This is a genomic window from Streptosporangium nondiastaticum, from assembly GCF_003011965.1.
Classification (GTDB): domain Bacteria; phylum Actinomycetota; class Actinomycetes; order Streptomycetales; family Streptomycetaceae; genus Streptomyces; species Streptomyces nondiastaticus.
On record NZ_PXWG01000050.1, the window covers coordinates 15,772 to 42,516 of the forward strand.

The following is a 26,745-nucleotide window of genomic DNA, read 5'->3' on the forward strand; positions in this document are numbered from 1 at the left end:
AGTGAAGCCCTGAGGGCCGGAGCGGCGCACGGGGGGCGGCCTACGGGTGCGCCTCCACCGCCTGCGCGCGCCCGGCCCCGGCGTCCCCGCCGTGGCGCGGCACCTTGATCACGGCGCGCAGGCCGCGGGGCTCGTTCGGCGCGTACGTGAGCGTGGCACCGCCAGCCGCGAGGAGGGCCCGGGAGATGGACAGCCCCAGGCCGGAGCCGGAGACGTTCTGGTGGCGGCTGCTGCGCCAGAAGCGGTCGCCGATGCGGGTGAGCTCCTCGTCCGTGAGGCCGGGGCCGCCGTCGGCGACGGTGATGCCCACACAGTCGCCCTCCACTTCGACGCTGACGTGCACCGGGGAGCCCTCGGGCGTGAACTTGAGGGCGTTGTCCACCACGGCGTCCAGGGCGCTGGAGAGGGCGACCGGGTCGGCCCAGCCCGTCGCGGCCGTCGGTCCGCTGTAGGAGAGCTCGACCCGCTCGCGGTCGGCGACCGGCGACCAGGCTCCCACCCGGTCGATGACGATCTCCGCTATGTCGGCCAGCTGGAGGTCGGCCTCCGCGTGCTCGGCGAGCGCGAGGTCGAGGAGGTCGTCGAGCACGCGCGCGAGGCGCTTGCCCTCCGTCCGGACGGAGGAGACCTCCGCGTGCCCCGGGGGGAGGTCCAGCGCGAGCAGGTCGATGCGCAGCAGGAGCGCGGCGAGCGGGTTGCGCAGCTGGTGCGAGGCGTCGGCGACGAAGGCGCGCTGCTGCTCCAGGACGGACTCCACGTTGTCCGCCATCTCGTTGAAGGAGCGCGCCAGGCGGCGCAGTTCGGGCGGCCCGCTGTCGGCCGCGACGCGGGAGTTCAGCCGCCCCGTGGCGATGCCGTGCGTGGCGGCGTCGAGGGTTCGCACGGGGCGCATCACCCATCCCGTGAGGCGGAACGCGGCGGCGACGGCGACGAGCATGGCGGCGGTCTCGCCCGCCCCGAGGAGCAGCCAGGAGTGGAGGATCCGGGAGCGCAGCTGCCCCGTGGGCGAGTCGGTGACGACGACGGCGACGACGTCTCCGTCGCGGATGACCGGGGAGGCCACCGCGAGCCGGCTCTGCTGCAGGGGCCAGACCTGCCCCGGATCGTGGCTGCGGCGCCCCGCCAGGGCCTCCTGGAAGGCCCGCTGGCCCTCACCGTCGTCCGGCACCTTCCAGCGCCTGGGAGCGACCGCCATGACCTGTCCGTCGCGGTAGAAGATGCCGACCCGGATGTCGTACAGCTCCTCGTAGCGCAGGAGCTCGGAGCGCAGGGTGTTGAGCCGTTCGTCGGTCCCCGCCTCCGAGTCGACGGGGCGGGTGGTGACGAACTGGGCGAGGGCGGCGAAGCGGGCCGTGTCGTCGATGCGGTCGACGACCACGCGCTGCTGCTCGGCCGCGGCGATGCTGCCGGCCAGCGGGAAGCCGAGGGCCAGCAGCACGCCCGCGAGCAGGACGATGAGGAGCGGGAGGAGTCGGGTGCGCACGGGTCGGACCGGCCCTCACCCGGCCGGGACGACGATTTTGTAGCCGACCCCGCGGACCGTCTCGATGAGGGCGGGCAGGCGCAGCTTGGACCGCAGGGAGGCGATGTGCACCTCCAAGGTGCGGCCCGTCCCCTCCCAGCTGGTCCGCCACACCTCGCTGATGATCTGTTCGCGGCGGAAGACGACGCCGGGCCGCTGGGCGAGCAGGGCCAGCAGGTCGAACTCCTTGCGGGTGAGGGGGACGGCCTCCCCCGCCACGGACACCTCGCGGTTGGGGAGTTCGATGACGAGGCTGCCCAGCCGCAGCGAGCGCGGGCCGGACGCCTCCTGCGCCTCCTCCGGGCCGCCTCCCGCGGGGGGCTTGCGGCGGGCGACCGCGTGGATGCGGGCGAGGAGCTCGCCGGTGTCGTACGGCTTGACCACGTAGTCGTCGGCGCCGAGGTTGAGGCCGTGGATCTTGGAGCGGGTGTCGGCGCGGGCGGTGACCATGATGACGGGCGTCCCGGTGCGCTTGCGGATCCTGCCGCAGACCTCGAAGCCGTCCTGGTCGGGCAGGCCGAGGTCGAGCAGGACGACGGCGAACGGCGCGCCGGCGTCCGGCAGCAGGGCCCGCAGCGCCTCCTCGCCGCTCCGGGCGTGCGTGACGTCGAAGCCGTGCCGGGACAGCACCGCGGCCAGGGCCGCGGCGACGTGGTCGTCGTCCTCCACGAGCAGCAGCCTCATCCGGGCCCCCTCCCTGTGACCGCAGCGTGGGCACCCCCGCATCCACGCTGATGGACGCCCGGTCCGTCAAGGGGGTTCCGGAAGCGAAGGGGCTTCCGTTATCCACCCGGTACGCCCGCGCGACCGGCGTGCGCGCCGCGCGCCCCCTTCACGCGGAGTGTCCCTTTGCGGCCGGATCGTTATGCTCAATTTCAGCTCAGATGTAATGACGCTTGTCGTACCCGCTCATTAGGGTCCTCCCAATCGAGGAGGATGGAGCGAGGAACGCCGATGAGCGAAGAATCGGTGGCCGAAGAGGCCACGGCCGCCGCGGTCCCACTGGTCGTCCTGAAGGGCGTCAACAAGCACTTCGGCGCCCTGCATGTCCTCCAGGACATCGACCTGACGATCGCACGCGGCGAAGTCGTCGTCGTGATCGGCCCGTCGGGGTCCGGCAAGTCGACGCTGTGCAGGACGATCAACCGGCTGGAGACCACGGACGCCGGATCGATCACCATCGACGGCAGACCGCTGCCGCAGGAGGGCAAGGAGCTGGCCAGGCTGCGCGCCGACGTGGGCATGGTCTTCCAGTCGTTCAACCTCTTCGCGCACAAGACCGTTCTGGAAAACGTGACGCTCGGTCAGATCAAGGTGCGCAGGACGGACCGCCGCGAGGCCGAGCAGAAGGCCCGCGGCCTGCTCGACCGGGTCGGGGTCGGCGCCCAGGCGGACAAGTACCCCGCCCAGCTCTCCGGCGGCCAGCAGCAGCGCGTGGCCATCGCCCGCGCCCTGGCCATGGACCCCAAGGTGATGCTGTTCGACGAGCCGACGTCCGCGCTCGACCCGGAGATGATCAACGAGGTGCTGGAGGTCATGCAGCAGCTCGCGCGGGACGGCATGACGATGGTCGTCGTCACCCACGAGATGGGCTTCGCCCGCTCGGCCGCGAACCGCGTCGTCTTCATGGCGGACGGCCGCATCGTCGAGGAGGCCCGGCCGGACCAGTTCTTCAGCAACCCGCGCAGCGACCGGGCGAAGGACTTCCTGTCGAAGATCCTGCACCACTGATCCGCACAGCCGGTCCGCATCCCTGATCTGCACCACTGAGCCTGGTCCGCACCGCCGATCCGCATCCCTGATCTGCATCCCTGATCTGCATCATCCCTGGATGTGCATAACCGGGCCGCTCTCGTCCTCGCCGCCGCTCACCCCCGTCACGGCCGCCCTGACCGCCCTGACCGCTCCGCAACTCCTGCCGACGCAAAGGATGTTCACCATGAAGCTCCGCAAGACCGTCGCAGCTGCCGCCGTGGCGCTGGCGCTCACCACGGCCGCCACCGCCTGCGGGAAGTCGGGCAGCCCCGACGACGACAAGGCCGACAAGCCCGGCGACGGCAAGTCCGCGCCGGCCGTGCCGACCTACAAGGTGAACACCGCGGCCGACGTCAAGGACTCGCCCGTCTTCGACCGGATCAAGGGCAAGACGATCACCATCGGCACCAAGGCCGACCAGCCGGGCATGGGCTACGAGAACCCCACCTCCAAGAAGCGCTCCGGCTTCGACGTGGAGATCGCCCGGATGATCGCGGCCGACCTCGGCTTCGACGAGGCCCACATCAAGTTCAAGACGGTGCCGTCCGAGGCCCGCGAGACGCAGATCGCCGGCGGCGGCGTCGACCTCTACGTCGGCACGTACACGATCAACGACGAGCGCAAGAAGCAGATCGACTTCGCCGGCCCGTACTACGTCGCGGGCCAGGACCTCCTGGTGAAGGCCGACAGCAGCATCAAGGGCCCGGACGACCTCAAGGGCAAGAAGGTCTGCTCGGCCACCGGCTCCACGCCGCTCAAGCGCATCAAGGAGCCCAAGTACGGGGTGGCCGAGGCCAAGGCCCAGCAGGGCTACCAGCTGTGCGTGCAGGAGCTCGTGTCCGGCACGGTCGACGCCGTGACGACCGACGACACGATCCTCAAGGGCTACGCCGCGGAGAACAAGGGCGCCCTGAAGGTCGTCGGCAAGCCGTTCTCCCAGGAGCCGTACGGCGTCGGCCTGAAGAAGGACGACAAGGCGCTGCGGGAGGCCGTCAACAACGCCATCGAGGCGCACGAGAAGAGCGGCGACTGGAAGAAGGCGTACGACGCCACCATCGGCCTCGCCGGCAACCCCGCGCCGAACCCGCCCGCCGTCGACCGCTACTGACCTCGCCTTCGCGGGCGCTCGGCGCCCGCCCCATGCACCGCCTCGTGCACCGCCTCATGCCCCGTCCGCCGCCGATCCGTAACGACCCGCCGGGAGAGCCGCCTTGAACGTTCTGTCGGACCACTTCGCGGAGTTCCGCGAAGGTTTCCTGGGCACCGTCGAGCTCACCGGGCTCAGCGGTCTGCTCGCCCTGGTGCTGGGCATACTGATGGCGGCGTTCCGGGTCTCCCCGGTGCCCGCCCTGCGAATATTCGGCACCGCCTGGGTGACCCTGCTGCGCAACACCCCCCTCGTGCTGCTGTTCCTCGCCGTCACCCTGGGGCTGCCCGCCCTCGGCCTCAAGGGCTGGGACTCCTTCTGGCTCGCCGTGCTGACGCTCGGGTGCTACACCTCGGCGTTCATCTGCGAGGCCGTCCGGTCCGGCATCAACTCCGTGCCGGTGGGCCAGGCCGAGGCGGCCCGCTCGATCGGGATGACCTTCAGCCAGACCCTGGGGCAGGTCGTCCTGCCCCAGGCCACCCGCATCGCCGTGCCGCCGATCGGCAGCCTGATGATCGCCCTCGCCAAGAACACGGCGATCGCCTCGGGCTTCAACGTGACCCAGCTCGGCTCGGTGCAGAAGTCCCTCAACGCCGACACCGGCTACAACATCTACGTGATCTTCCTCTGGATCGCGGTCTGCTACATCATCATCACTCTCGCGATCAGCGGTCTGTTCCGGCTGCTGGAGAACCGGCTGGCGGTGGCCCGATGAGCGCGAACGTCCTCTACGACGCCCCCGGCCCCCGCGCGCGGGCCCGCAACCGCCTCTACGGGGCGCTGTCCACCGTCGCGATCCTCGGCCTGGTGGCCTTCGTCGTCTACAGGCTGGACGACACCGGGCAGTTCCAGCCCGGGCTGTGGGACGACTACGAGTACACCGACACGCACCGGCGGATCGTCGACGGGCTGCTCACGACCCTGAAGACGTTCGCGATCGCGGCGGTCCTCTCGGTCGCGCTCGGCGCGGTGCTCGCGTCCGCCCGGCTGTCCGACCACCGGCCGGTGCGCTGGGTGGCCACCGTGGTGGTCGAGTTCTTCCGCGCCATGCCGCTGGTGATCATGATCTTCCTGTTGTTCGCAGGGGTGTTCACCTCCGACCCGATGTGGGCGCTGGTCCTGGGCCTCACGCTCTACAACGGCTCCGTGCAGGCGGAGATCTTCCGCTCCGGCATCAACGCGGTGCCCCGCGGGCAGAGCGAGGCGGCCTACGCGCTCGGGCTGCGCAAGACGCAGGTGATGTCGAGCGTCCTGATCCCGCAGGCCGTGCGGACGATGCTGCCGTCGATCATCAGCCAGCTCGTGGTGACCCTCAAGGACACCTCGCTCGGATTCATCATCCTCTACGAGGAACTGCTGTTCGTCGGCAAGGCCTTCGCCGAGCAGACCAAGCCGGTGAACGGCGTCTACGCGTTCATCCCGATGGTGATCGTCTTCGGTTCGATCTACATCGTGCTCTGCCTCGCGCTGTCTTCGGTGGCCACCTGGGTCGAACGGCGCACGCAGCGCTCGCGCAAGGGCGCCCCGCCCGCGATGGCGATGGTCGGCGCCGCCGTCACGACCGACGCCGCGGCCGGCGTGGACGGCGCCTCCGGCGCGGACGGATCCCACACCGGCTGAGCAACCCCGCAGGTGACGCCCCGTCGGCCGGCCCGGGCGGCGGGGCGCGCTCCGTGCGGCGCGCCGCGGCGAGCGCCCTGATCACTTGACGCACGCACCCGCAGTGGGTTGCATACGTTCTGTGATCGAGCACCGCGTTCCCCCCGTCGGACCCCATACATCCCGTACGCCCCGTACGTACCGTGGAGCCCCGGGCAGGGATCTCGGTCGCAGCGGATGCCCGGGAGTCGTGCCGTGGACCCGGTGATCGTCGTCGGGGCCGGTCCGGTCGGCCTCGTGCTCGCCCTGTGCCTGGCCCGCCACGAGGTGCGCGTCGTCGTCCTCGACGAGACCCCGGGCGAGGGACCCGCGCCCGACGAGGAGCGGCCGGCCCGCACGGCCGTGCTCGGCCCGGACACCGCCGCCCTGCTGGAGCGGCTGGGGTGCGCCACGGAGGAGGGCGCCCGGTGGACGGGCTGGCGCACCATGCGGCGCCGCGCGGTGGTCACCCGCCTGTCGTTCGAGACGCCCGGGGCGGCCCCGGAGGGCGACGGGACCGACGGCGCGAAGGCGGCCGGGGGCTCGCCGCTGCACATCCCGCAGCACGCCCTGACGCGGGAGTTGCGGGCCGCGCTCGCCGCCGAGGACAAGGTGCGCGTCGTCCCCGCAGCGCGCCTGGAGACGCTCCGGCAGGACGCCTACGGCGTCACCGCGCAGCTCCGCGGCGACCTCCGCGGCGGCAACGGCCCGACCTGGCGGGGAAGTTACCTCGTCGGCTGCGACGGCGCCCGGTCGACCGTGCGCAAGCTGCTCGGCGCGCGCTTCCCGGGGCGGACGGCCGTCGAGCGGTACGCGGTCGCCGCGCTCCGGGCCGAGCTGCCGTGGCCCGGCGAGGCCGTGCTGCACCGGTCGCCCGCACGGGGCGGCGAAGTGACGGCCCGTCCCCTGCCGGACGGCGTCTGGCGGCTCGACTGGCCCCTGCCGCCCGGCGGCGAGCTCGTCACCCCCGAGGCGCTCCTCGCCCGCGTGCGCGACTCGCTGGCCGGCTGGTGCGGCGACGTGCCGGAGTACGAGCTCCTGGACACCGGCGTGCACACCGTCCACCACCGCCTCACGCGCCGGATGCGCACCGGCCGCGCCTTCCTCGCCGGGGACGCCGCCCACCTGCTGGGCGCGCTCGGCACGCAGGGACTCGACGAGGGGCTGCGCGACGCCGAGAACCTGTCCTGGAAGCTGGCCCTCGCCTGGCACCACGGCGCCTCCGAGACGCTGCTGGACAGCTACCAGGCCGAGCGGCGCGAGGCGGTCGGTGCGCGGCTGCGGGCCGCCGACCGGGCGCTGCCGGCGGTACGGAGCGCAGGGGGGTGGAACAACGTGCGCCGCGCGCTGCTGCCGGGCGCCCTGCGCGGGCACGACGAACTGCTCACCGACGGCCACGTCGGGCGCGGGCAGTTGGGCGCGCCCCCCTCGTACCTCCGTACGCCCCTGTCGCCCGCGGCTCCGCCGGCCGGGTCCGTCGCGGTGGCCACGCCTGCGGGGGCCCTGGCGGAGAACGTGCGGGTGACCGCTCCGGACGGCTCGCGCGTGCCGCTGCGGGAGCGGCTGGGCGGCGACCTCCTGGTGGTCCTGACCGCGCCCGGCAGCGGCGTGTGGGAGCGGCGGCACTGGGCGGACGCGGGCCTCATGCCGCAGCTGGAGGCCGCCGTCAGCGCCCTCCCCATGCGCGCCGAACTGCTCGTCACCGACGAGTACCCGGGCGCCCCCGCCCACACGGTGCTGGTGGTGCGCCCGGACGGCCACCTGGTGGCGGCGCTGGGGGGGGTGCGGCCCGCGGAGCTGTACGCGTGCGCGGACGCCGTGCGGGGCGGGGCCGCGGGCGAGGGGGCCGATGGCGAGGGCCGGGCCGGCAGCGGTGCCGTCCGGACCGGCGGCGGCTCCGAGGCCGCGTCGCCGGGAGCGGCGGCGGGGAGCAGCGAGGGGCCGGGGGGCGCGCAGGCGCCGGAGGAAGCCCCCAGCGAAGCCACGGCCAACCGTTGACCCGCACCGACCGCCATGATTGACTACTGAACGTGACTGACAGCGGCGCGCACTTCTGGCGGAGGGTCCATCTGGACCTCGTCCGCTACGCGGGCTGCGTCTGTCGTCCGTCCTGCTGATCCGCATTCCCCTCGCGCGGCCTGCGTGTGCGCTCTGTGCGCCGGCCGCCGCGTGCTCCTTCGCGATCACTCAGGACGGTCCCCGTGTTCCTTCCCCTGCCCGCACCCGTGCCCGGTTCCTCCCCGCTCTCCCCCGGCGCCCCGGGCGCGCCCTCCGAAGCGGAGCTCCTCGCCTTCGCACAGCGCGCCGCCGCCGACGCGCAGCTGGTCTCCTCCCTCCCGCTGGATCCCAAGGGCCGCACCTGGATGCGGCTCAACGGGCCGGGTGACAGCGAGGCGTGGCTGATCGGCTGGCCGCCGGGCAGCGGCACCGGCTGGCACGACCACGGCGGTTCGCACGGCGCGCTGGCCGTCGCGGGCGGGGTGCTGACGGAGCACTCCCTGGCGGCCGCGATGCCCACGGACGGCTGGAAGACCCTGGAGCTGGCGGACGGCATCGACCGCGAGCGGCGGCTCTCCGAGGGGCAGGGCCGGGCCTTCGGCGCCCACCACGTGCACCAGGTGCTCAACGCCTCGGCGGAGCAGCACGCGGTCTCCGTGCACGCCTACTACCCGCCGCTGCCCCTGATGCGGCGGTACGGCCGCAGCGGGCAGGTGCTGCGGCTGGAGCAGGTGGAGCGGCCGCAGGAGTGGGCGTGAGGGTCGAGGAGCTGCTGGCAGCCGCGCGCGAGGGCCTGGACCGGCTCGGCCCCGCCGAGGCCGCGGCCGCGCAGGCCGGGGGCGGGCTGCTGGTCGACATCCGCTACGCGGCACTGCGGGAGCGCGACGGGACCATCCCGGGAGCGCTCGTGGTCGAGCGCAACGAGCTGGAGTGGCGGCTCGACCCGCAGTGCGAGCACCGCGCGGCCGAAGCGACAGGGCACGACCTGAGAGTGGTCGTGGTCTGCAACGAGGGGTACGCGTCGAGCCTGGCGGCGGCCTCCCTGCGCCTGCTGGGCCTGCACCGCGCCACGGACCTGGCGGGCGGCTTCCAGGCCTGGCGCGCGGCGGGGCTGCCGGTGGAGACCACCGGGACGTAGGGCGGCGGCCCGGCACCGCCCGCCCGGACCTATATGTCCGCCAGGTGATCCAAGAGCTCCGGGTCCTCGCCCTCCTCCTCCAGCGCGCGGCGCACCACGCGCAGGGCGAGGCCCTCTGGATAGCCCTTGCGGGCCAGCATCCCGGCGAGGCGGCGCAGCCGCTTCTCGCGGTCCAGCCCACGGGTGGAGCGGAGCTTGCGCTCGACCAGCTCGCGGGCGGTGCGCTCCTCCTGCTCGGAGTCGAGCTGCCCCACGGCCTCGTCGATCACCGCGGAGTCCACGCCCTTGGTGCGCAGCTCGCGCGCGAGGGCGCGGCGGGCCAGGCCCCGGCCGTGGTGCCGGGACTCGACCCAGGCCCCGGCGAACGCCGCGTCGTCGATCAGGCCCACGTCCTCGAAGCGGGAGAGGACCTCCTCGGCGACCTCGTCCGGGATGCCCCGCTTGGCCAGGGCGTCCGCGAGCTGCTTACGGGTGCGCGGGCTCCCGGTGAGCAGGCGCAGGCAGATCGCCCGCGCCTGCTCCTCGGGCCGCGGCGGCGCCCCGGTGTCCCCGGCCCTCGACGAGGAGGGGGCGCCACCGCCGGTACGGTCGTCCACATCCGGCCCCGGAGGGTCTTCCCCGGCGTCCGGCCGGGGGTACTCCCATCGCCGTGCCATGGATCAGCTCTTGGCAGCCGTGGCCTTGGCCGCCTTCGCCGTGGACTTCGCCGCGGGGGCGGGCACGGACTTCGCCGGGGCGTCCCCCTCGGCACCGGCGGCGGCCGCGCCGGGCTCGCCCTCCGGGGCCTCGGACGCGCCGCCCACGCCCAGCTTCGTCTTGATCTTCTTCTCGATCTCGTCGGCGAGGGCGGGGTTGTCCTTGAGGAAGTTGCGGGCGTTCTCCTTGCCCTGGCCGAGCTGGTCGCCCTCGTACGTGTACCAGGCGCCGGCCTTGCGGATGAAGCCGTGCTCCACGCCCATGTCGATCAGGCCGCCCTCGCGGCTGATGCCCTGGCCGTAAAGGATGTCGAACTCGGCCTGCTTGAAGGGCGGCGCGACCTTGTTCTTGACGACCTTGCAGCGGGTGCGGTTGCCGACGGCCTCGGTGCCGTCCTTCAGGGTCTCGATGCGGCGGATGTCGATGCGCACCGAAGCGTAGAACTTCAGCGCCCGGCCACCGGTCGTGGTCTCCGGGGAGCCGAACATCACGCCGATCTTCTCGCGGAGCTGGTTGATGAAGATCGCGGTGGTCTTGGACTGGTTGAGCGCGCTGGTGATCTTCCGGAGCGCCTGGCTCATCAGACGGGCCTGGAGACCCACGTGCGAGTCGCCCATCTCGCCCTCGATCTCCGCGCGCGGCACCAGGGCCGCCACGGAGTCGATCACGATCAGGTCGAGCGCGCCGGAGCGCACCAGCATGTCGACGATCTCCAGGGCCTGCTCGCCGTTGTCCGGCTGGGACAGGATCAGGTTGTCGATGTCGACGCCGAGCTTCCTGGCGTACTCGGGGTCGAGGGCGTGCTCGGCGTCCACGAAGGCCACCGTGCCGCCGGCGCGCTGGGCGTTGGCCACGGCGTGCAGGGTCAGGGTCGTCTTACCGGAGGACTCCGGGCCGTAGATCTCCACCACGCGGCCGCGCGGGAGCCCGCCGACGCCGAGGGCGACGTCGAGAGCGGTCGACCCGGTGGAGATGACCTCGATCGGCTCGTTCGGCCGCTCTCCGAGGCGCATCACGGCGCCCTTGCCGAATTGCCGTTCAATCTGTGCGAGCGCGGCGTCCAGCGCCTTCTCGCGGTCGGTGCCTGCCATGGGTTCCACCCGGTTTGCTTGAGTCGATCGCTTCACGTCCACGACGCTAACGCCTGCCACTGACAATGCGCCCGGGCGTCGCTCCGGCCTGTGGATAACCCGGCCCACGGAGGGGCCCGGGAAGCGGTTCCGCACACGGCTCCACAGCGCCGGGGAACCCATAAGAATGGATGTTCGATTTTGCTGTCAAGCGCGCCACTCCGGGCCCGTCGCGGCTCCCGGCGGACCGGGCGGCGCCGCCAATACCTCGTACCGCCGCACGTACGCGCCGAGGAACGCCTGCAGCGTCGCCGTCGCCGGAATGGCCACCAGCGCCCCCACCGCACCGAGCAGGGCGGCGCCCGCGACCACCGAGCCGAAGGCGACGGCGGGGTGGATGTCGACGGTCCTGGCGGTGATGCGCGGCTGCAGCACGTAGTTCTCGAACTGCTGGTAGACCACGACGAAGCCGAGCACCCAGACCGCGTACCAGGGGTCCACCGTGAAGGCCAGCAGCACGGGCAGGGCGCCCGCGAGGTAGGTGCCGATCGTCGGGATGAACTGGGAGACGAAGCCCACCCAGATCGCGAGGGCGGGCGCGTAGGGCACCCCCAGGATCACGAGCAGCACGTAGTGGGCGATGCCGGAGATCAGTGCCATGAGGGCGCGCGAGTAGATGTAGCCGCCGGTCTTGGCGACGGCGAGCTCCCAGGCGCGCAGCACCTCGGCCTGCCGGCGGGGCGGCAGCACGGAGCACAGGGCCCGGCGCAGCCGGGGCCCGTCCGCCGCGAAGTAGAACGAGAACAGCACCACGGTCAGCAGCTGGAACAGCCCGCCCAGGACGGTGGCCGAGACGTCCAGGACGCCGCTGGCGCTGCTCTTCACGTACCGCTGCAGCCAGCCCGAGCGCAGCAGGCTCTCCTGGACCTGCACCCGGGACAGGCTCGTGTGGAACACCCGGTTGACCCACTTGATGACCGCGTCCAGGTACGAGGGGAAGTTCTCGACCATGGTCACGATCTGGTCGGCGAGCATCGAGCCGAGCAGGGCGAAGAAGCCCGCGACGACGACGGTGACGGCGAGGAAGACCAGTCCCGTCGCGAGGCCGCGGCGCATGCCGCGGGCGGACAGCCGGGCCACGGCCGGCTCGATGGCCAGGGCGAGGAAGAAGGCGATCAGGATGTTCAGCAGCAGCCCGACCAGCTGCTGGAAGGCCCAGACCGCCAGCATGAAGCAGGCGACCAGGGCGAGCGCCGACACCATGGCGCGGAGCAGCCAGGGCGGCATGCCGGCGGCGGGGCCGGGGCGAGGCGGCGGGGCGGGTGGGACGGGTTCTTCCGGAACGGGGTCGTCTGCCACGCCGCAAGTGTGGCCTACGGGGCGAAGCAGAAAAGCGGAATCCCGTGGCGGCGGCGCGGCACGTCAGCGTCTGTCGTCGGGGATCTCCATCGCCCGGCACACCGCGCGCCACACGTCCTTGGCGTTCCAGCCGGCGTCCAGCGCCTGGTGCACCGTCCTCCCGCCCAGCTCGGACATCACGTGATCGCGCGCGAAGGAGTCGGCGTACGCCGCGCCGAAATGATTCGCCATCCGCTGCCAGAAAACCGTCAACCGCATGCGCCCAGTATCCCGCCCCTGAGGGTGCAGCCCGCCACGAGCCGCTGACCGGGGCCGTTTTCCGGCCTACGGTCGGTGCATGGCCCGATCCGGAACATCCCCCGCAGTCCGTGCCGAACAGTTCATCTGGCTCACCGCCCGCGTCCTGGAGCAGCGGAGATTCGCCTTTCATTTCCTGGACGGCGGCCCCGACGCCGTGGAGGCGGCCCTGACCGCCTATCTCGGCGAGGACGGCGGCTACGGCTTCGCCCTGGAGCCGGACCTGCGCGGCCCCGTGAGCCAGCCGCTGCACACCGCCCACGCCCTGCGCGTCCTCGACGAGATCGGCCGCTGCGCCGACCGGCGCATGGAGCGCGTCTGCCGCTACCTGACGGCCGTCTCCACCCCCGACGGCGCGCTGCCCGCGCTCCACCCCTCGCTGCGCGGCTACCCGGCGGCCCCGTGGACCCCCGTGGTGGACGACCCGCCGAGCGACCTCCTGGCCACCGGCCCCGTGGTGGGCCTGCTGCACCGCAACGAGGTGTGGCACGCGTGGCTCTTCCGGGCCACCGACTTCTGCTGGGCCGCGGTGGAGGCCCTCGGGAGCGGCGCGAGGACTCACCCGTACGAGGTGTCCGCGGCGGTCGCCTTCCTGGACGGGGCGCCGGACCGGCGGCGGGCGCAGGCGGCGGCCGAGCGGCTGGGCCGGGTCGTCCGGGAGCAGCGGCTGGCGGTCCTGGACCCCGCGCGGGTGGCCGACTACCCCGTCCCGGAGGGCTACGCCCCGGGCGAGCACCACTACCCGCACGACTTCGCGCCCACCCCGGACTCGTCGGCCCGCTCCTGGTTCACCGACGCCGAGATGGAGCGGTCGCTGGACTTCCTGGCCGCCTCGCAGCAGGAGGACGGCGGCTGGCCGGTCCGCTGGCGCGAGTGGGCGCCCGGCACCCGTCTGGAGTGCCGGCCGATGGTGACCCTCACCGCACTGCTGACGCTGCGCGCCTACGACCGCGCCGTGTGACGCCCGCGCCCTGCCCGGGCGCCCGTCCGATCACCACCGCCCCGTCCGCGACCGGCGCCTCGTGCGCGCGGCCGCCACCGCCCCATGCGCCCGCCCCCACCAGGACTGACCTGCGGGTCCGGGGCATTGTCAGTGGCGCGGTGCACGATGGGTGGCATGGCGGACGAGACGGCGGCCGGTGCGGCGGCGGATGGGGGCGGGGCTCTCGCGGGGTTCTCCCCGGCGACCCGTGCCTGGTTCACGGGGGCCTTCAGCGCGCCCACGGCGGCGCAGGCCGGGGCCTGGCGCGCGATCGGGGAGGGGTCGGACGTCCTGGTGGTCGCGCCGACGGGGTCCGGCAAGACCCTCGCCGCCTTCCTCGCCTCGCTGGACCGGCTGGCGAGCAGCCCGCCGCCGGCCGAGCCCAAGAAGCGCTGCCGGGTGCTCTACGTGTCCCCGCTCAAGGCCCTCGCGGTCGACGTGGAGCGCAACCTCCGCAGCCCGCTGACCGGCATCCGGCAGGCGGCCGTCCGGCTGGGGCTGCCCGAGCCGGAGGTGCGCGTCGGGATCCGCTCCGGCGACACCCCGCCGGCCGAGCGCCGCGCGCTCGTCAACCGGCCGCCGGACATCCTCATCACGACGCCCGAATCGCTGTTCCTGATGCTCACGTCCGCCGCCAGGGACGCACTGGCGGGCGTGGAGACGGTCATCCTCGACGAGGTGCATGCCGTCGCCGGCACCAAGCGGGGCGCGCACCTCGCCCTGTCCCTGGAGCGGCTCGACGCCCTGCTGCCCCGCCCCGCCCGGCGCATCGGCCTGTCCGCGACGGTCCGTCCGGTGGACGAGGTGGCCCGCTACCTCTCGCCGCAGCGGCGGGTGGAGATCGTCCAGCCGCCGTCCGGCAAGGAGTTCGACCTGTCGGTGGTCGTCCCGGTGCAGGACCTGGGCGAGCTGGGCGCCTCGCCGGTGCAGGACGGCGGGGAGGGCAAGGACAAGCCGTCGATCTGGCCCCATGTGGAGGAGCGCATCGCCGATCTCGTCCAGGCGCACCGCTCCACCATCGTCTTCGCCAACTCCCGCCGCCTGGCCGAGCGGCTGTGCAACCGGCTGAACGAGATCGCCTACGAGCGCGCCACCGGCGAGTCCCTGCCCGAGCACCACTCCCCCGCCGAGCTGATGGCCGAGTCCGGCGCGGCCAAGGGAGCGCCGCCGGTCCTCGCCCGCGCGCACCACGGCTCGGTCTCCAAGGAGCAGCGCGCCCTGGTCGAGGAGGACCTCAAGGCGGGCCGGCTGCCCGCCGTCGTCGCGACGTCCAGCCTGGAGCTGGGCATCGACATGGGCGCGGTGGACCTGGTCGTCCAGGTCGAGTCGCCGCCGTCGGTCGCCTCCGGGCTGCAACGCGTGGGCCGTGCCGGCCACCAGGTCGGCGCCGTGTCCACGGGCGTCGTCTTCCCCAAGTACCGGGGAGACCTGGTGCAGGCGGCCGTGGTCACCGAGCGGATGCGCTCGGGGTCCATCGAGTCGCTGCGGGTGCCCGCCAATCCGCTGGACGTCCTGGCGCAGCAGATCGTCGCCATGGTCTCCGTCGACGCCTGGGACGTGGAGGAGCTCCTGGCCCTGGTGCGGCGGGCCGCCCCGTTCGCCTCGCTGCCCGAGTCCGCCTACACGGCGGTGCTCGACATGCTCGCCGGGCGGTATCCGTCCGACGCCTTCGCGGAGCTGCGCCCGCGCCTGGTGTGGGACCGCGTGGCCGGCACGGTCACGGGGCGCCCGGGCGCGCAGCGGCTGGCCGTCACCTCCGGCGGCACCATCCCCGACCGCGGCCTGTTCGGCGTCTTCCTGGCCGGAGCCGACTCCAAGGACGGCGCCAAGGGCGGGCGCCGGGTCGGCGAGCTGGACGAGGAGATGGTCTACGAGTCCCGCGTGGGCGACGTCTTCACCCTGGGCACCACCTCGTGGCGGATCGAGGACATCACGCGCGACAGGGTCCTCGTCACCCCCGCCCCCGGCGTCCCCGGACGACTGCCCTTCTGGAAGGGCGACCAGCTGGGCCGCCCCCTCGAACTGGGGCGGGCCCTGGGCGCGTTCCTGCGCGAGGTGGGCTCCTCCGCCCCGGACGCCGCCCGCGAGCGGCTGACGGCCGCCGGGCTCGACACCTGGGCGGCGGACAACGTCCTGGCCTACCTGCGCGAGCAGCGCGAGGCGTGCGGGCACGTCCCGGACGACCGGACCATCGTCGTGGAGCGCTTCCGCGACGAGCTGGGCGACTGGCGCGTCGTGGTCCACTCGCCCTTCGGCGCACAGGTGCACGCCCCCTGGGCGCTCGCCCTGGGCGCCCGGCTCGCCGAGCGGTACGGCATGGACGCCCAGGTGATGCACGCGGACGACGGCATCGTGCTGCGGCTGCCCGACGCCGACCTCATGGGCCTCGACCTGCTCGACGCCGACCCCGCCGGCCGGGGCACGGAGTACGACGGCGAGCAGTCGCCCGTCGGCGCCGCGGACGTCACCTTCGACAAGGGCGAGATCGACGGCATCGTCACCGACCAGGTGGGCGGCTCCGCCCTGTTCGCCTCGCGCTTCCGCGAGTGCGCCGCCCGCGCCCTGCTGCTGCCCCGCCGCAATCCGGGCAAGCGCACCCCGCTGTGGCAGCAGCGCCAGCGCGCCGCGCAGCTGCTGCAGGTGGCGAGCGAGTTCGGCTCGTTCCCGATCATCCTGGAGGCCGTGCGCGAGTGCCTCCAGGACGTCTTCGACGTCCCCGGCCTCACCGAGCTCATGGGCGACATCGAGGCCCGTCGCGTCCGGCTGGTGGAGGTCACCACCCCCGAGCCGTCGCCGTTCGCCCGCTCGCTGCTCTTCGGCTACGTCGCCCAGTTCCTCTACGAGGGCGACTCGCCGCTCGCGGAGCGCCGCGCCGCCGCACTGTCCCTGGACTCGCGGCTGCTGGCCGAGCTCCTGGGCCAGGCCGAGCTGCGCGAGCTCCTCGACGCCGGGGTCCTGGCCGACCTGGAGCGCGAGCTGCAGTGGCTCACGGACGACCGGCGGGCCAAGGACCCGGAGAGCGTCGCCGACCTGCTGCGCCTCCTCGGCCCGCTGACCGACGCCGGGCTGGCGGCGCGCGGCGCCGAACCGGCCTGGGTGCGGGAGCTCGCGGAGGCCCGCCGCGCCATCCGCGTACGGATCGCCGGAGAGGACCACTGGGCCGCCGTGGAGGACGCGGGACGGCTGCGCGACGCCCTCGGCACAGCGCTCCCCGTGGGCGTCCCCGAGGCCTTCACCGAGCCCGTCAAGGACCCGCTGGGCGACCTCCTCGCCCGCTACGCCCGCACCCACGGCCCCTTCACCTCCGCCGGGGCGGCGGCGCACTTCGGCCTGGGCACCGCCGTCACCGACGGCGCGCTGCAGCGCCTCATGGCCGCCGGCCGCGTCGTCCAGGGCGAGTTCCACCCCTCCGGGATCGGCCAGGAGTGGTGCGACGCCGCGGTGCTGCGCAGGCTCCGCCGCCGCTCCCTCGCCGCGCTGCGGCACGAGCTGGAGCCCGTCCCACCCACCGCGCTGGCGGCGTTCCTCCCTCAGTGGCAGCACGTCGGCACGCACAGCCTGCGCGGCGTGGACGGGCTGCTGCGCGCCGTCGAGCAGCTGCAGGGAGCGCCGGTCCCGGCGTCGGCCCTGGAGAAGCTGGTGCTGCCCGGCCGCGTACGGGACTTCACCCCGGCGATGCTCGACGAGCTCACCGCGGCGGGCGAAGTCGTGTGGGCCGGCGCGGGCGCCCTCCCCGGCAAGGACGGCTGGGTGTCGCTGCTCCTCGCCGACGCGGCCCCGCTCCTGCTGCCCGCCCCGCACCCGCTGGAGCTCTCGCCGCTGCACCAGGCGGTCCTCGAAGCGCTCTCCGGGGGCTACGGCCTGTTCTTCCGTCAGATCGCCGAGCGGGTCCGCGCCGCCGTCCCCGACGGCACGGAGCCGCAGATCGCGGACGCCGTCTGGGACCTCGCGTGGTCCGGGCGGCTCACCAACGACACCCTCGCCCCGCTCCGCGCCCTCCTCGGCTCGGGGCGGACGGCGGGCTCGACGGCGCACCGCGCCAAGCGCGCGGTCCCGCGCGGCCGTTACGGCTCCTTCACGGCCCGCGGCGGCCTGCCCACCACGCCGACCGCCTCGCGCAGCGGGCCGCCGACGGTCGCGGGCCGCTGGTCCCTGCTGCCGGCCCACGAGCCCGACCCGACGCACCGCGCCCACGCCCTGGCCCGCACGCTCCTCGACCGGCACGGCGTGGTCACCCGGGGGGCCGTGGCCGCCGAGGGCCTCGAAGGCGGCTTCTCCGCGGCGTACCGCGTGCTGTCCGTCTTCGAAGAGAGCGGCCAGGCCCGGCGCGGGTACGTGGTGGAGGGCTTGGGCGCCGCGCAGTTCGCCATGGACGGCGCCGTCGACAGGCTGCGGGCCGCGAGCACGGCCCGCGACCGCGCCGCGGGCGCCCCGGCCGAGGCGCCCGGGGCTCCCTGGGAGGCCCCGTCGGCCGCCCCCCGCCGCAGCCGGGCCGTCGTCCTGGCCGCCGCCGACCCCGCCAACGCCTACGGCGCGGCCCTCTCCTGGCCCGAGCCGCCCGCCGGGGCGGCCCACAAGCCGGGGCGCAAGGCGGGCTCCCTGGTCGTCCTCCTCGACGGCGCCCTCGCGCTCTACATGGAGCGCGGCGGCAAGACCCTGCTCGCCTGGCCTCAGCAGGAGGGCGCCGAGACGGCCGGCGCGGACGACCCGGGGCTGCGCGAGGCCGCCGAGGCACTGGCCGGAGCCGCCCGGGCGGGCGCGCTCGGCACCGTCACGGTCGAGCGCGTCAACGGCACCTCCGCCCTCTCGTCCCCCCTGGGGCCGCTGCTGGAGGCGGCGGGCTTCCACGCCACGCCCAAGGGCCTGCGTCTGCGCGCGCCCTGAGCCGGAAGCCGACGGAGACAGCGGGAGGACGGACGGAGGAGCACATGCCCGAAGGAGACACGGTCTGGCGCACCGCGCGCGAGCTCGGCCGCGCCCTGACCGGCGGCCCGCTCGTCCGCTCCGACCTGCGCGTCCCCGCGCTCGCCACCGTGGACCTCACGGGCCGCCGGGTCACCGAGGTCCTCCCGCGCGGCAAGCACCTGCTCACGCGCCTGGAAGGCGGCCTCACGCTCCACTCGCACCTGCGGATGGACGGCGCCTGGCGCGTGTACGCCACCGGTGAGCGCTGGAGCGGCGGCCCCGGGCACCAGATCCGCGCCGTGCTGGCCACCGCCGACCGCACGGCCGTGGGCTACCGCCTCCCCGTCCTGGAGCTGCTCCGCACCGCCGACGAGCACACCGCGGTCGGCCACCTCGGCCCGGATCTCCTGGGCCCCGGCTGGGACGCGCAGGAGGCGCTGCGCCGGCTGCTCGCCGACCCCGGCCGCCCCGTCGGCGAGGCCCTGCTCGACCAGCGCAACCTCGCCGGCATCGGCAACGTCTACAAGTCCGAGCTCTGCTTCATGCTGCGGCTCTCCCCCTGGCTCCCGGTCCGCGACGTCCCGGCGCCCGAGCGCCTGCCCGCCCTCGCCAGGAAGCTCCTGGAGGCCAACAAGTCGCGTGCCGCCCGCATCACCACGGGCGACCCCCGCCACGACCACCGCGTGTGGGTGTACGGCCGCGCGGGCCGGCCCTGCCGCCGCTGCGGGACGCCGCTGCGCACGGCCGGGCAGGGGGACGCGGGCCGTGAGCGCGTCACGTACTGGTGCCCCCGCTGTCAGCCCGGCCCGGGTCCCGCGGGGACGCCGGGCCGTGGGGACGATTAATCCGAACGAGTGAATCCCTCAGCTTGCGCAGGCGTCCACCCCAGTTCTCCCCGGCCGGGCGCCGCCGCCGGGGGGCGCAGTGCACCGGCAGCAGGCTCAGCCCCCAGCCGCCCGCGAGGACGAGCCCGTCGACGGCCGCGAGCCGCCCCGGCTGCGTGAGCAGGCGCAGCAGCGCCCACCACCACACACCGCCGGCGACGAGTGCTGTCACCCGCCCCAGCAGGGCGTACGGCCTGCGGCAGCCCCAGAGTTCACGCCGGACCATGGCTGCCTCCTTCGGCCGACGCTAGACCGGCTCCCCCCGGACGTGGCAGAGCGCACCGGAAACCCCCGGCGGCGCGCTGCGGACCCGTACGCGCCCTGCAGCACCCACGACCGGCAGGCGGTCCGCGGCCGGGCCGGCGCCCGGGACCGGGTCCGCCGTCAGCCGGGGCCCTCGCCCCGCAGTCCCGCCAGTTCCTGCTCCAGCTCCGTGATCCTGCGGTCGCGCTGGTGCAGGTCGGCCATCAGCCGCTGCTCCCCCTCGTGGGTGCCCTCCTGGTACACCCGGCGTACGAAGGCCCCGGCTGTCGTCTGGTCGAGGTCCGTGAGCACCATCAGCTCATTCGTGAAGCGGATCACCGGGTGCTCTTCCATGCCCCCAGGAGAGCGCGGCCGGGGCGCGGCCGCCACCGGAGAGAGCCCCGTGCGAAAGGGCCCCGGGCGCTCCTGGCGCGCTCAGGCGTTCTCCGCCTGGAACATCCAGTGGTGCTTCTCGAGGTCGCCGGTCAGCCCGATCAGGAGGTCCTGGGTGACCGGGTCCGGCTCCTCGGTGGCACGGATGCGCTCCCTCATGCGGGTGATCACGGCGCCGAGCGCGGAGACGAGGGTCTGCACGGCCTCGGTGTCCCTGCACCAGCCGCCGCCGACCGGGTCGATGCCGCTGGTCTTCGCGACGGTCTCGGCGCGGCCGTCCGGCGCGATGCCGAGGGCGGAGGCGCGCTCGGCGACGGTGTCGGCGTGCAGGCGGGCGCTCGCCACGACCTCGTCCAGCTGGAGGTGGATGGAGCGGAAGCGCGGGCCCACGACGGTCCAGTGCACCTGCTTGGCCACCAGCGAGAGGTCCACGAGGTCGACCAGGGCGCCCTGGAGGGCGTCTCCGACGGTCTTGCGGTCGTGCTCGGGCAGCGAGCTCTTGACGACAGACATCCAGAATCTCCCCATCTCAGTGGTTCAGCCCGTTTGTTCCATGTTGTTCGTCTTTTTATCCGCCTTCCCGCCACCCCGCCATCGCACACCACCACAAATCGGGTGGCTGCGGAAACACGAAATCCCGGTCGGACATCCGACCGGGATTTCATGGATAACGCCTGTCAGGCCGCGACCACGTCCACGGCCTCGGCGGGAGCCTTGATCGTCACTCGCTCCCCCGGCACGCCCGTCACGGACGTCACGGACACCGCATTGAACATCGGCCGCATCGGCGCGGGTACCGGCTCGCTCGCCGCTGCCGACTGCGCCAGCTCGGCGAGCGACAGTTCATCGCTGACCTCGCGCATGACCTCGGACATCCGTACGTCCAGAGCGTCGCAGATTGCGGAGAGAAGCTCGGAGGACGCCTCTTTCTGCCCCCGCTCGACCTCGGAGAGGTAACCGAGCGAGACCCGGGCGGATGAGGAGACCTCGCGCAGAGTGCGGCCCTGGCGCTGGCGCTGCCGACGCAGCACGTCACCCAGCAGGCGACGGAGCAGAATCATCGGTGGCTCCCTCCTTGGACCGCGGATCCGGATCCTTCACGCCCCACCGTACCGCCTCGGGCTCCGGCCGTGCGGGGAGCTATGTCGTGTTCACTCAGGGCTGCAAACATCCATTCCCCCCGTTGTGTTCCGTATCCTTTGCGCCCACGTTTTCCGTCAGTTCGTTCAGCAGCAGTTCCAGCACCGCCCGGACGCTTTCCGACCGGATCCGGGACCGGTCGCCGTTCAGCGCCAGCTCCCGCACCCGCGTCCGGCCGCCCGGTCCCGCGGCGGCCACGAAGACCGTCCCCACGGGCTTGCCGTCCTGGGCGTCGGGACCGGCGACGCCGGTCGTCGCGAGCCCCCAGTCGGCGCCCAGCAGCTTCCGCACGCCGCGGGCCATCTGCCGGGCGACGGCGCCGTCGACGGCGCCGCGCTCGCCGAGCAGCTCCTCCTCGACGCCCAGCACGCCGGCCTTGACCTCGGTGGCGTACGCGGTGACCGAGCCGCGCACCGCGCGGGAGGCGCCCGGCGCAGCGGTCAGCCCGGCCGCGACCAGCCCTCCGGTGAGCGACTCGGCGGCGGCCACGGTCTCACCGCGCGCCACCAGGGCGGCCAGGACCGCCGATGCCGTCAGGGCGCACGTGTCGCTCGCCGCACTCATCGGCCCACGGCCCCCGCGGCCCGTCCGGCCCGCCGCAGGACGACGGCCTGCCGCACGTAGTCGAGCCCGGTCGCCACCGTCAGCACCACCGCCACGGCCATCACCCAGAAGCGGGCGGTGGCCAGCAGGCCGGTCAGCGCGAGGATGTACATGCCCACGGCGACCCCCTGGGCGAGGGTCTTCATCTTGCCGCCGCGGCTGGCCGGGATGACGCCGTGCTTGATCACCCAGAACCGCATCAGCGTGATGCCGATCTCGCGGAAGAGGATCACGCCGGTGACCCACCAGGGCAGGTCGTCCAGCGCGGACAGGCAGATCAGCGCCGCACCCATGATCGCCTTGTCCGCGATCGGGTCGGCGATCTTGCCGAAGTCCGTGACCAGGTTGTACGTCCGGGCCAGGTGGCCGTCGAACAGATCGGTGATCATGGCGACGGCGAAGGCGGCCCAGGCGAAGGAGCGCCAGGCCGGGTCGTAGCCGCCGTTGTGCAGCATGAGCAGGACGAACCCCGGCACGAGCAGCAGCCGCACCATGGTGAGGATGTTGGCGATGTTCCACAGCCCGGCCGGCCGTGCGGCTGCCGCCGGGGCATGGCCTCCGGTGGCGGAGGCCGGGACTCCGGTCATCTGCCCGCCTCCTCGGTACACCCTCCGTCGCCGAGCGGTTCGGCGATGAGGTCGACGCCCTCGCTCGCCACCACCTTCGCCACGACCATACGGCCGGGGACGAGCTCCGGGCGGGTGCCGAGCAGGACCTGCCCGTCGGTCTCGGGCGCCTGGTGGGCGGCCCGGCCGACGACGCCGTCCTCCTCGTCCACGCGGTCGACCATCACCTCAATGGTCTCTCCGATCCGCTCCTCGGCGCGCTGCGCGGTCAGCTCCTCGGCGAGCCGGGAGATGTGCGCGAGGCGCTCGGCGACGGTCTCGGGGTCGAGCTTGTTCTCGTACGTGGCCGCTTCGGTGCCGTCCTCGTCGGAGTAGCCGAAGACGCCGATGGCGTCGAGGCGGGCCCCGGTCAGGAAACGTTCCAGCTCAGCGACGTCGTCCTCGGTCTCGCCGGGGAAACCGACGATGAAGTTGGAGCGGGCGCCGGCCTGCGGGGCCTTGGAGCGGATCGTCTCCAGCAGCTCCAGGAAGCGGTCGGTGTCGCCGAAGCGGCGCATGGCGCGCAGCACGCCGGGGGCGGAGTGCTGGAAGGACAGGTCGAAGTAGGGCGCGACCTTCTCGGTGGAGGTCAGCACGTCGATCAGCCCCGGGCGCATCTCCGCGGGCTGCAGGTAGCTGACCCGGATGCGCTCCAGGCCGTCGACGGCCGCCAGCTCGGGCAGCAGCGTCTCCAGCAGGCGGATGTCCCCGAGGTCCTTGCCGTAGGAGGTGTTGTTCTCCGAGACCAGCATGATCTCCTTGACGCCCTGCTCCGCGAGCCAGCGCGTCTCGCCGAGCACGTCGGAGGGGCGGCGGGAGATGAAGGAGCCGCGGAAGGACGGGATGGCGCAGAAGGAGCAGCGCCGGTCGCAGCCGGAGGCGAGCTTCACGGACGCGACGGGGCTGGTCTCCAGCCGGCGGCGCAGCGGCGCGCGCGGCCCGGAGGCCGGCGCCACGCCCTCGGGCAGGTCGGCGGGGGCGCTTTCCTGGGCGTCCTGGGCGTGGCCGGGCAGGGCCACCTCGGCGCTCTGCCGCTCCGCGGGGCTGATCGGCAGCAGCTTGCGGCGGTCGCGCGGGGTGTGGGAGGCGTGGACGCCGCCGGAGAGGATGGTCTGGAGCCGGTCGGAGATGTCGGCGTAGTCGTCGAAGCCGAGCACGCCGTCGGCCTCGGGCAGCGCGTCGGCGAGCTCCTTGCCGTACCGCTCGGCCATGCAGCCGACGGCCACGACGGCCTGCGTACGACCATGATCCTTGAGGTCGTTGGCCTCCAGCAGGGCGTCGACGGAGTCCTTCTTCGCGGCTTCGACGAAGCCGCAGGTGTTGACGACGGCCACGTCGGCGTCGGCGGCGTCCTCCACGAGGTCCCAGCCATCCGCCGCCAAGCGGCCTGCCAGCTCCTCCGAGTCCACCTCGTTACGGGCGCAGCCAAGTGTGACAAGAGCGACGGTACGGCGTTCGGGCATAGGGCTCAGCCTACTTTGTCCCGGGGCCGCATCCGCTGCCGAGTGCCCGGGCGGGGCCGCGGGGGCACGAGAGAACGATCACCCGGAGAGGTGCCCTCCGGTTGTCTGTGACCGCTCTCCGCCGCAGGTCAGCCCGCTACGGGGTCGCCCTTGGTGTAGCTGAGGCGCTGCACCTGGCCGTTGTCTCCGACGTTCTTGACCTCCTTGCCGTTCACGAACAGCCGAACGGCGCCCGCATTGCCGAGGACGAGATCGATCCGGGTGGGGTCGGTGAAGGTCTTGGCCTCGCCCTGCTTGAGGACGCCCTCCTCCAGCAGCCGGCCGTTGTGGTCCTTCGCGGACATCCAGGTCTGGCCGTTCTCGGCGGCGAGCTTGACCGTGACCTTGTTGGCCGGGACGCCGGCGATGGCTCCGCCGCCGGGCTCCCGCTTGGGGTCGGCCGGCTTGCCGGACGGCGGCTTCTTGCTCGGCGAGGCGGGCGGCTTGGCGGAGGGCGATTCCGCGGCGACGGAGCCGCCCGAACCCTGGGAGCCGCCGTTGAAGAGCGTGAAGCCGACGAAGCCGACGACGGCCACGATCGCGGCGACCATCGCCGCCGTCCAGTTGGGCCGGCGGGGCTCGGGGCGGATGCGCTCGGCGTCGAAGAGGGGTGCCGCGGGGGTCGGCGCGGGGCGCCCGCCGCGCTCGGCGTCGTAGCGCGCGATCAGCTCGGCCGGATCGAGGCCGACGGTGACCGCGAGGGTGCGGATGTGCCCACGTGCGTAGACGTCGCCGCCGCAGCGGGAGAAGTCGTCCTGCTCGATCGCGTGCAGGATCGGGATGCGTACGCGGGTGGTGGAACTGACCTCGTCGACGGTCAGTCCGGCGCTGATACGGGCCTGCTGGAGGACCCGGCCGATCGACGGCCGGTCGTCTGCGGGGATGTCCCCGCCGTCTGCGGAGGAGTTGCCGATGGACACGTGGGCGCCTTTCGAGCGTGTAGCCACCTGCTGGGAGTTCAGTCTAGGGGGGATACGAAAGCCGCGGGCAAGCCGGAAGCCGGACTTTGTACGCCATCAGATGATTCTGCGGCGCCGACGGTGGGACATCGCACCGCCCCCCTTTCTCAACTCGACACGCCGCCGAGAGAAACGGTTGGGCAGGAAACTCAGGCCCCGTCAGACCCCGCCGTCCCCACGGATCACCGCGAGCACAGCGTCCAGCTCATCGGGCTTGACGAGGACGTCGCGGGCCTTGGAGCCCTCGCTCGGGCCCACGATGCCCCGCGACTCCATCAGGTCCATGAGTCTGCCCGCCTTCGCGAATCCCACACGCAGTTTGCGCTGCAGCATCGAGGTCGACCCGAACTGGGTGGAGACGACCAGCTCCGCGGCCTGGCACAGCAGGTCCAGGTCGTCGCCGATCTCCTCGTCGATCTCCCGCTTCTTCGCGGTGCCCACGGTGACGTCGTCCCGGAAGACGGGCGCCATCTGGTCCTTGCAGTGCTGCACGACGGCCGCGACCTCGGCCTCCGTGACGAAGGCGCCCTGCATACGGACGGGCTTGCCCGCGCCCATCGGCAGGAAGAGGCCGTCACCCTTGCCGATCAGCTTCTCGGCGCCCGGCTGGTCGAGGATGACGCGGCTGTCGGCGAGCGAGGAGGTGGCGAAGGCGAGCCGGGAGGGCACGTTCGCCTTGATCAGACCGGTGACGACGTCGACGGACGGCCGCTGGGTGGCCAGGACGAGGTGGATGCCGGCGGCGCGCGCGAGCTGGGTGATGCGCACGATCGAGTCCTCGACGTCGCGCGGGGCGACCATCATCAGGTCCGCCAGCTCGTCGACGATGACCAGCAGATAGGGGTACGGGGAGAGCTCGCGTCCGCTGCCCTCCGGAGGAGTGACCTTGCCCGCCCGCACGGCCGCGTTGAAGTCGTCGATGTGCCGGAAGCCGAAGGCCGCCAGGTCGTCGTAGCGCAGGTCCATCTCGCGGACGACCCACTGCAGGGCCTCGGCCGCGCGCTTGGGGTTGGTGATGATCGGGGTGATCAGGTGCGGGATGCCCTCGTAGGCGGTCAGCTCCACGCGCTTGGGGTCGACGAGCACCATGCGGACGTCGTCGGGCGTCGCCCGCACCATCAGGGAGGTGATGAGGCAGTTGATGCACGAGGACTTGCCGGAGCCGGTGGCGCCCGCGACGAGGATGTGCGGCATCTTCGTCAGGTTGGCCATCACGTAGCCGCCCTCGACGTCCTTGCCGAGCGCGACGAGCATCGGGTGGTCGTCGCCCGCGGCGTCGGCCAGGCGGAGCACGTCCCCGAGGTTGACCATCTCCCGGTCGGTGTTCGGGATCTCGATGCCCACGGCGGACTTGCCCGGGATCGGGGAGATGATGCGCACGTCCGGGCTGGCGACGGCGTAGGCGATGTTCTTGGCGAGGGCGGTGATGCGCTCGACCTTGACGGCCGGGCCCAGCTCCACCTCGTAGCGCGTGACTGTCGGGCCGCGGGTGAAGCCGGTGACGGCGGCGTCGACCTTGAACTCCGAGAAGACGTTGGTCAGCGCGGCCACTATGGCGTCGTTCGCGGCGCTGCGCGCCTTGCCCGGCCCGCCCCGCTCCAGCAGGTCGAGCGTGGGCAGCGAGTAGGTGATGTCGCCGGAGAGCTGGAGCTGCTCGGCGCGCGCGGGCAGGCCGGAGCCCGCCTCGGGGGCCGGCGCGGGCTTGGTGAGGTCCGGCACGCCCTTGGTGAGGTCGGGGACGCCCTGCGTGCGGTCGGCGGCGCTCCTGGTGCGGTCCGCCGCCGGGCCGGGCTCCTTGCCGCGGCCCCGCGCGCCCGGGACGGCGCCCGGCTGCCCGGTCTCCTGCCCGATGCCGCTGCTGAGCCCGGCGACGAGCGGGGTGGGCGGCACGCCGTGCAGAACGGCGCCG

General features: G+C 73.4%; 25 protein-coding genes. 11 read left to right on the forward strand and 14 right to left on the reverse strand.

Translation table 11 applies throughout. The annotated features are described in order from the left end of the window. Positions 1 to 40: 40 nt before the first annotated feature. On the reverse strand, positions 41 to 1,483 hold the full coding sequence (locus B7P34_RS19170; protein ID WP_106678047.1) for a sensor histidine kinase: 1,443 nt from the start codon (positions 1,481 to 1,483) through the stop codon (positions 41 to 43). Between the two features lie 15 nt (positions 1,484 to 1,498). After that, complete coding sequence (locus tag B7P34_RS19175) at positions 1,499 to 2,206, reverse strand: response regulator transcription factor (RefSeq protein ID WP_106678049.1); 708 nt, start codon at positions 2,204 to 2,206, stop codon at positions 1,499 to 1,501. Positions 2,207 to 2,476: 270 nt separating this feature from the next. Here B7P34_RS19175 and B7P34_RS19180 point away from each other — a divergent pair, with 270 nt between their 5' ends. From B7P34_RS19180 to B7P34_RS19210, 8 genes are all read left to right on the forward strand, one after another. Next, complete coding sequence (locus B7P34_RS19180) at positions 2,477 to 3,253, forward strand: amino acid ABC transporter ATP-binding protein (protein ID WP_106678051.1); 777 nt, start codon at positions 2,477 to 2,479, stop codon at positions 3,251 to 3,253. 100 nt (positions 3,254 to 3,353) lie between these two features. Further along, positions 3,354 to 4,385, forward strand: a complete 1,032-nt coding sequence (locus B7P34_RS19185; RefSeq protein WP_223267997.1) for a glutamate ABC transporter substrate-binding protein — start codon at positions 3,354 to 3,356, stop codon at positions 4,383 to 4,385. 103 nt (positions 4,386 to 4,488) lie between these two features. After that, positions 4,489 to 5,139: an amino acid ABC transporter permease gene (locus B7P34_RS19190; RefSeq protein WP_106678055.1), complete on the forward strand. Its 651-nt coding sequence runs from the start codon at positions 4,489 to 4,491 to the stop codon at positions 5,137 to 5,139. Then, on the forward strand, positions 5,136 to 6,044 hold the full coding sequence (locus tag B7P34_RS19195; protein ID WP_106678057.1) for an amino acid ABC transporter permease: 909 nt from the start codon (positions 5,136 to 5,138) through the stop codon (positions 6,042 to 6,044). Before B7P34_RS19190 ends, B7P34_RS19195 begins: the two co-directional genes overlap by 4 nt. A gap of 234 nt (positions 6,045 to 6,278) precedes the next feature. Beyond that, the gene (locus B7P34_RS19200) at positions 6,279 to 8,060 is read left to right on the forward strand and encodes an FAD-dependent monooxygenase (RefSeq protein ID WP_106678059.1); all 1,782 of its coding nucleotides are present in this window, start codon (positions 6,279 to 6,281) and stop codon (positions 8,058 to 8,060) included. A gap of 32 nt (positions 8,061 to 8,092) precedes the next feature. After that, positions 8,093 to 8,179 carry a putative leader peptide gene (locus tag B7P34_RS39745; protein WP_353620253.1) on the forward strand — a complete coding sequence of 29 codons (87 nt, stop codon included), beginning with the start codon at positions 8,093 to 8,095 and terminating at the stop codon, positions 8,177 to 8,179. Positions 8,180 to 8,263: 84 nt separating this feature from the next. Next, the gene (locus tag B7P34_RS19205; protein WP_223267998.1) at positions 8,264 to 8,818 is read left to right on the forward strand and encodes a cysteine dioxygenase family protein; all 555 of its coding nucleotides are present in this window, start codon (positions 8,264 to 8,266) and stop codon (positions 8,816 to 8,818) included. Beyond that, positions 8,815 to 9,198: a rhodanese-like domain-containing protein gene (locus tag B7P34_RS19210; protein WP_106678061.1), complete on the forward strand. Its 384-nt coding sequence runs from the start codon at positions 8,815 to 8,817 to the stop codon at positions 9,196 to 9,198. The genes B7P34_RS19205 and B7P34_RS19210 overlap by 4 nt, the downstream gene beginning before the upstream one ends. A 29-nt stretch (positions 9,199 to 9,227) precedes the next feature. On the opposite strand, the gene recX is transcribed toward B7P34_RS19210, so the two are convergent. The 4 genes from recX to B7P34_RS19230 all read right to left on the reverse strand — a co-directional run bounded on the left by recX (position 9,228) and on the right by B7P34_RS19230 (position 12,581). Continuing rightward, positions 9,228 to 9,794: a recombination regulator RecX gene (recX, locus tag B7P34_RS19215; RefSeq protein ID WP_353620252.1), complete on the reverse strand. Its 567-nt coding sequence runs from the start codon at positions 9,792 to 9,794 to the stop codon at positions 9,228 to 9,230. 63 nt (positions 9,795 to 9,857) lie between these two features. After that, positions 9,858 to 10,985: a recombinase RecA gene (gene recA / locus B7P34_RS19220; protein ID WP_189382889.1), complete on the reverse strand. Its 1,128-nt coding sequence runs from the start codon at positions 10,983 to 10,985 to the stop codon at positions 9,858 to 9,860. Between the two features lie 186 nt (positions 10,986 to 11,171). Then, complete coding sequence (locus B7P34_RS19225) at positions 11,172 to 12,323, reverse strand: AI-2E family transporter (protein ID WP_223267999.1); 1,152 nt, start codon at positions 12,321 to 12,323, stop codon at positions 11,172 to 11,174. A gap of 63 nt (positions 12,324 to 12,386) precedes the next feature. After that, a complete protein-coding gene (locus B7P34_RS19230; protein ID WP_106678066.1) occupies positions 12,387 to 12,581 on the reverse strand; it encodes a DUF3046 domain-containing protein in 195 nt (64 codons plus the stop codon). A gap of 79 nt (positions 12,582 to 12,660) precedes the next feature. On the opposite strand from B7P34_RS19230, the gene B7P34_RS19235 reads away from it, so the two are divergent. The 3 genes from B7P34_RS19235 (at position 12,661) to B7P34_RS19245 (ending at position 19,352) form a co-directional block, all read left to right on the forward strand. After that, positions 12,661 to 13,581 carry a hypothetical protein gene (locus B7P34_RS19235; RefSeq protein WP_106678068.1) on the forward strand — a complete coding sequence of 307 codons (921 nt, stop codon included), beginning with the start codon at positions 12,661 to 12,663 and terminating at the stop codon, positions 13,579 to 13,581. 156 nt (positions 13,582 to 13,737) lie between these two features. Beyond that, positions 13,738 to 18,486 (forward strand): ATP-dependent helicase, encoded by a 4,749-nt coding sequence (locus B7P34_RS19240; RefSeq protein ID WP_189382892.1) that lies wholly within the window; start codon positions 13,738 to 13,740, stop codon positions 18,484 to 18,486. 44 nt (positions 18,487 to 18,530) lie between these two features. Then, positions 18,531 to 19,352 carry a DNA-formamidopyrimidine glycosylase family protein gene (locus B7P34_RS19245; RefSeq protein WP_106678069.1) on the forward strand — a complete coding sequence of 274 codons (822 nt, stop codon included), beginning with the start codon at positions 18,531 to 18,533 and terminating at the stop codon, positions 19,350 to 19,352. 423 nt (positions 19,353 to 19,775) lie between these two features. Here the strand turns inward: B7P34_RS19245 and B7P34_RS19250 are convergent, their stop codons facing one another. The 8 genes from B7P34_RS19250 to B7P34_RS19285 form a co-directional block, all read right to left on the reverse strand. Continuing rightward, positions 19,776 to 19,988 (reverse strand): hypothetical protein, encoded by a 213-nt coding sequence (locus B7P34_RS19250; protein ID WP_146166853.1) that lies wholly within the window; start codon positions 19,986 to 19,988, stop codon positions 19,776 to 19,778. Positions 19,989 to 20,069: 81 nt separating this feature from the next. Further along, entirely contained in the window at positions 20,070 to 20,540 is a 471-nt protein-coding gene (locus B7P34_RS19255; protein WP_106678072.1) for a Dps family protein, read from the reverse strand. A 164-nt stretch (positions 20,541 to 20,704) separates the two neighbouring features. Next, complete coding sequence (locus B7P34_RS19260) at positions 20,705 to 21,088, reverse strand: helix-turn-helix domain-containing protein (protein ID WP_030368713.1); 384 nt, start codon at positions 21,086 to 21,088, stop codon at positions 20,705 to 20,707. A 94-nt stretch (positions 21,089 to 21,182) separates the two neighbouring features. Next, complete coding sequence (locus tag B7P34_RS19265; RefSeq protein WP_106678073.1) at positions 21,183 to 21,731, reverse strand: CinA family protein; 549 nt, start codon at positions 21,729 to 21,731, stop codon at positions 21,183 to 21,185. Beyond that, positions 21,728 to 22,357 (reverse strand): CDP-diacylglycerol--glycerol-3-phosphate 3-phosphatidyltransferase, encoded by a 630-nt coding sequence (pgsA, locus tag B7P34_RS19270; RefSeq protein ID WP_106678075.1) that lies wholly within the window; start codon positions 22,355 to 22,357, stop codon positions 21,728 to 21,730. The genes B7P34_RS19265 and pgsA overlap by 4 nt, the downstream gene beginning before the upstream one ends. Next, on the reverse strand, positions 22,354 to 23,838 hold the full coding sequence (gene rimO, locus B7P34_RS19275; RefSeq protein ID WP_106678077.1) for a 30S ribosomal protein S12 methylthiotransferase RimO: 1,485 nt from the start codon (positions 23,836 to 23,838) through the stop codon (positions 22,354 to 22,356). The genes pgsA and rimO overlap by 4 nt, the downstream gene beginning before the upstream one ends. 128 nt (positions 23,839 to 23,966) lie before the next feature. Beyond that, positions 23,967 to 24,797 carry a helix-turn-helix domain-containing protein gene (locus B7P34_RS19280; RefSeq protein ID WP_223268000.1) on the reverse strand — a complete coding sequence of 277 codons (831 nt, stop codon included), beginning with the start codon at positions 24,795 to 24,797 and terminating at the stop codon, positions 23,967 to 23,969. Between the two features lie 198 nt (positions 24,798 to 24,995). Continuing rightward, a partial coding sequence (locus B7P34_RS19285; RefSeq protein ID WP_146166854.1) for a DNA translocase FtsK occupies positions 24,996 to 26,745 on the reverse strand: 1,750 nt, incomplete at its 5' end.

Coding starts and splice junctions, on each gene's coding strand:
- B7P34_RS19175 (WP_106678049.1), bottom strand. CDS start 2,206: ATGAGGCTGCTGCTCGTGGAGGACGACGACCACGTCGCCGCGGCCCTG.
- B7P34_RS19180 (WP_106678051.1), top strand. CDS start 2,477: ATGAGCGAAGAATCGGTGGCCGAAGAGGCCACGGCCGCCGCGGTCCCA.
- B7P34_RS19185 (WP_223267997.1), top strand. CDS start 3,354: ATGTGCATAACCGGGCCGCTCTCGTCCTCGCCGCCGCTCACCCCCGTC.
- B7P34_RS19195 (WP_106678057.1), top strand. CDS start 5,136: ATGAGCGCGAACGTCCTCTACGACGCCCCCGGCCCCCGCGCGCGGGCC.
- recA (WP_189382889.1), bottom strand. CDS start 10,985: ATGGCAGGCACCGACCGCGAGAAGGCGCTGGACGCCGCGCTCGCACAG.
- B7P34_RS19230 (WP_106678066.1), bottom strand. CDS start 12,581: ATGCGGTTGACGGTTTTCTGGCAGCGGATGGCGAATCATTTCGGCGCG.
- B7P34_RS19235 (WP_106678068.1), top strand. CDS start 12,661: ATGGCCCGATCCGGAACATCCCCCGCAGTCCGTGCCGAACAGTTCATC.
- B7P34_RS19240 (WP_189382892.1), top strand. CDS start 13,738: ATGGCGGACGAGACGGCGGCCGGTGCGGCGGCGGATGGGGGCGGGGCT.
- B7P34_RS19245 (WP_106678069.1), top strand. CDS start 18,531: ATGCCCGAAGGAGACACGGTCTGGCGCACCGCGCGCGAGCTCGGCCGC.
- B7P34_RS19250 (WP_146166853.1), bottom strand. CDS start 19,988: ATGGAAGAGCACCCGGTGATCCGCTTCACGAATGAGCTGATGGTGCTC.
- B7P34_RS19255 (WP_106678072.1), bottom strand. CDS start 20,540: ATGTCTGTCGTCAAGAGCTCGCTGCCCGAGCACGACCGCAAGACCGTC.
- B7P34_RS19260 (WP_030368713.1), bottom strand. CDS start 21,088: ATGATTCTGCTCCGTCGCCTGCTGGGTGACGTGCTGCGTCGGCAGCGC.
- B7P34_RS19265 (WP_106678073.1), bottom strand. CDS start 21,731: ATGAGTGCGGCGAGCGACACGTGCGCCCTGACGGCATCGGCGGTCCTG.
- pgsA (WP_106678075.1), bottom strand. CDS start 22,357: ATGACCGGAGTCCCGGCCTCCGCCACCGGAGGCCATGCCCCGGCGGCA.
- rimO (WP_106678077.1), bottom strand. CDS start 23,838: ATGCCCGAACGCCGTACCGTCGCTCTTGTCACACTTGGCTGCGCCCGT.